This window comes from Pseudonocardia ammonioxydans (assembly GCF_900115005.1).
In the GTDB taxonomy this organism is placed as follows: domain Bacteria; phylum Actinomycetota; class Actinomycetes; order Mycobacteriales; family Pseudonocardiaceae; genus Pseudonocardia; species Pseudonocardia ammonioxydans.
The window spans coordinates 1-1041 of record NZ_FOUY01000165.1 but is presented as its reverse complement, the minus strand read 5'-3'; the positions used below and the strand labels follow the sequence as shown (position 1 = coordinate 1041).

The 1041-nt window shown below is 69.2% G+C and carries 1 pseudogene; it reads right to left on the bottom strand.

Annotated elements, in window-relative coordinates:
- Positions 1–940: pseudogene (locus tag BM093_RS34915) on the bottom strand (IS3 family transposase); the annotation flags it as partial.
- Positions 941–1041: the final 101 nt, after the last annotated feature.

Below are 1041 nucleotides of genomic sequence, written 5' to 3'. Positions count from 1 at the left end.
CACCCGTGGCTTACACGGGAATCGTGACAGGCTCCCCCGACACTGCCGATCGACGGAACCGCACCGATCTCGGCGAGCCGCTCGCCGTACCGAACTGATGTGAACTGAGCTCCGGCATCGCTGTGACACCGCAGATCCGGCAGCCGCGTGCCGCGCGACCAGCGGGCCATCTCCAGCGCGTCGAGCACCATCGACGTGCGCATGTGCCCTGCGACTCGCCAGCCCACGATCATCCGCGAGAAGGCGTCGACGATGAAACACACGTAAGCGACCCCGGCCCAGGTCGGCACGTAGGTCAGGTCGGTGACCCACAGCTGGTTCGGCGCGTCAGCCCGGAACCGGCGCTTCACCAGGTCCGGATGGCGGGCCGCGACTGGATCCGCCCGGGTGGTGCGAACCCGTTTCGTCCGTTGCGCGCCCTCGATCCCCGCCGCCCGCATCAAGCGGGCGACCTGATCGCGGCCGACGTCCAGGCCGGCACGGCGGGCGGCCTTCCAGAGCTTGCGGACTCCGTAGACGCGGTAGTTGTCCACCCACAACCCGACCAGCGCAGGAACGAGATCACCGTCGCGCCGGGCCCGCGCCGAGGGCAGACGAGTCTTGGCGGCGTAGTAGCTGCTCGGGGCCACCTGCATCACGCGGCAGATGAGCTCGACCCCGAGCCGGCGCCCCTCCACCACGTCCTCGCGGTGGGCGTCGATGAACTGCACTATCTGCGGTACTGGCGGTCGAGCTCCGCCCCGAAGAAACTCGCAGCCCGCTTGAGTACCTCGTTCGCCCGACGCAGCTCCCGGACCTCCTGCTCGAGCTCACGCACCCGGGACGCCTCGTCGGTGGACACGCCGGGCTGGTGGCCGTCGTCGATATCGGCTTGGCGAACCCACAACCGCACCGACTCTGCGCCGTAGCCGAGCTGATCGGCCACCCGCTTCACCACGCCATGGTCTGAACCGCCCCGGCGTGTCCGGAGAGCTATCGGGTTGAGTGCTCTGACTCGGGCTGGCCGATGTGTTGACGGTAGTGCGCGGCCTCCAGCTCGGC